General features: G+C 62.7%; 5 protein-coding genes. All 5 read right to left on the bottom strand.

What is annotated here, in order from left to right:
* Positions 1–107: 107 nt before the first annotated feature.
* Positions 108–446, bottom strand: a complete 339-nt coding sequence (locus IFO71_RS21510) for a type II toxin-antitoxin system PemK/MazF family toxin (RefSeq protein ID WP_192031744.1) — start codon at positions 444–446, stop codon at positions 108–110.
* Positions 433–633, bottom strand: coding sequence for a toxin-antitoxin system, antitoxin component, Xre family protein (locus tag IFO71_RS21505; protein WP_192031742.1), 201 nt, complete (start codon positions 631–633; stop codon positions 433–435). The genes IFO71_RS21510 and IFO71_RS21505 overlap by 14 nt, the downstream gene beginning before the upstream one ends.
* Before the next feature lie 251 nt (positions 634–884).
* Complete coding sequence (locus IFO71_RS21500) at positions 885–1223, bottom strand: type II toxin-antitoxin system PemK/MazF family toxin (RefSeq protein ID WP_192031743.1); 339 nt, start codon at positions 1221–1223, stop codon at positions 885–887.
* Complete coding sequence (locus tag IFO71_RS21495; protein WP_192031742.1) at positions 1210–1410, bottom strand: toxin-antitoxin system, antitoxin component, Xre family protein; 201 nt, start codon at positions 1408–1410, stop codon at positions 1210–1212. Before IFO71_RS21495 ends, IFO71_RS21500 begins: the two co-directional genes overlap by 14 nt.
* Positions 1411–1432: 22 nt before the next feature.
* Positions 1433–1843 carry a helix-turn-helix domain-containing protein gene (locus tag IFO71_RS21490; RefSeq protein WP_225444874.1) on the bottom strand — a complete coding sequence of 137 codons (411 nt, stop codon included), beginning with the start codon at positions 1841–1843 and terminating at the stop codon, positions 1433–1435.
* Between the last annotated feature and the right edge of the window lie 224 nt (positions 1844–2067).

Genomic DNA, 2067 nt, shown 5'->3' with positions numbered 1-2067 from the left:
ACCGCTGTACGGCGGGTCAAGCCCGCGTAGGGCGGGTTCTTAACCCGCCACTGCCTAACGCTCACTTCCCCCACAACGCCCGGCCTCGCCGGGCGTTGTCGCATCCGCTACCCAATCAACTGCGCGACGGTATGCCGCACGGCGCGTTGATCGTCGTTGCCGAGCCGGCCGAGTGTTTTGCGCACCAGGTTGGCCTCGACGGTAAAGAGGATCGGCTTGATGACGCCGGGCATCAGCAGGCCGGCGGCTTGGGTGTCACTGACCGGTACATCACCGAATCGGGTGGAGCCGGGATTCTGGCTGGTGATCGGCATCAGGATGAGGTCGGGCCGTTCGCGCTGGTAACGATCGGAACTGACGACGACGGCGGGGCGTTGTTTCTTGCCGGTCTGATCGGTGAATGGAAACGGCACCAACACCACGTCGCCGAAGCTATAGCCGGTCATAGGCGGCATCGGCGTCGTTGTTCCAAAGTTGGGCGAGCCGCACTTCACTGGTCGTTTGCGCGGCGCGCACCAAACCGCGCTCCTGCTCGCGCTCGGCGATAAAATCGACGAAATCGACGACCTCGGCCAGTCGTTCGGGCGGCAAATGCGCCAGCTTTTCGGTGATGTGATCGATGGCGGTGCTCATGGGGCATTCTCCAGAAACGGGCTCAATGATCGGCCTGCGCCAGCACCGAGCCCGCGTAGGGCGGGTCTTTGACCCGCCGCCTTGTTATCTCGGTTGGCCGTGGCCCGCGTAATCGTTGTGTGGTGTCGGGTCTGATGCGACGAATTGGGCCGTGTCGTGTGTTCCTTTGGCGGGTCAAGACCCGCCCTACACCCGCCGCTAACGCTGACTTCCCCCACAACGCCCGGCCTCGCCGGGCGTTGTCGCATGCACTACCCAATCAACTGCGCGATGGTGTGCCGCACGGCGCGTTGATCGTCGTTGCCGAGCTGGCCGAGTGCTTTGCGCACCAGGGTGGCCTCGACGGTAAAGAGAATCGGCTTGATCACGCCGGGCATCAGCAGGCCGGCGGCTTGGGTGTCGCTGACCGGCACATCCCCGAAACGGGTCGAGCCGGGATTCTGGCTGGTGATCGGCATCAGGATGAGATCGGGCCGTTCGCGCTGGTAGCGATCGGAACTGACGACGACGGCGGGGCGTTGTTTCTTGCCGGTCTGATCGGTGAACGGAAACGGCACCAACACCACGTCGCCGAAGCTATAGCCGGTCATAGGCGGCATCGGCGTCGTTGTTCCAGAGCTGGGCGAGCCGCACTTCACTGGTCGTTTGCGCGGCGCGTACCAATCCACGTTCCTGCTCACGCTCGGCGATAAAGTCGACGAAATCGACGACCTCGGCCAGTCGTTCGGGCGGCAAATGCGCCAGCTTTTCGGTGATGTGATCGATGGCGGTGCTCATGGGGCATTCTCCAGAAACGGGCTCAATGATCGGCCTGCGCCAGCACCGAGTCGAGCACCTGCATCACAGCGCGTTGCTTGGCTTTGGGCAAGCGGCTGAGTTGTTCAAGTTGTTGTTGAATCTTGGGGGCTGGGCCGCGCTTTTTGGGCGCGGCTTTGGCCGCCGGCGGCTCATCATCAACGATAAGCTCATCCAGCGTGGCGCCGACCGCACGGGCAATCGCCGGCAGCGAGGACACCGGCACGCGGCGCCGGCCTTTCTCAAACGAATTCATCGCTTGTTGCGACACGCCGAGCAGCTCAGCGAGCTGCATCTGGGTGATGCCCTGATCTTTACGGCGTTGGGCGATGCGCTGGCCGAGCTCGATGAAGAAGGCGCGCTCGTCGTCGGAAATAGCCATGGGGTGTGAAGCGATGCTGCGGATGTTGCCCATACGGTAGCTCCGGTTTTCCGCCTGCTTGTTCGAAATCTCCGAAACGGAGTATATTCGTTTTGAGGTTTTTTGTCGCGAAACCTCTTGACACGTTTTGGAGAGATGACGATGGCCCGCATACCCGAGCCCGAGGTGGAGCGCTTGCGCTCATCGGTAGCCCTGACCCGCCTGATCGAATCCGAGGGCCTGACGCTCAAGCGCACCGGCAAGGACTGGGCCTGCGC

Source organism: Pseudomarimonas arenosa (genome assembly GCF_014841215.1).
Lineage (GTDB): Bacteria > Pseudomonadota > Gammaproteobacteria > Xanthomonadales > Xanthomonadaceae > Pseudomarimonas > Pseudomarimonas arenosa.
The sequence above is the reverse complement of the archived record's forward strand: the minus strand, read 5'-3'. Positions and strand labels throughout refer to the sequence as shown.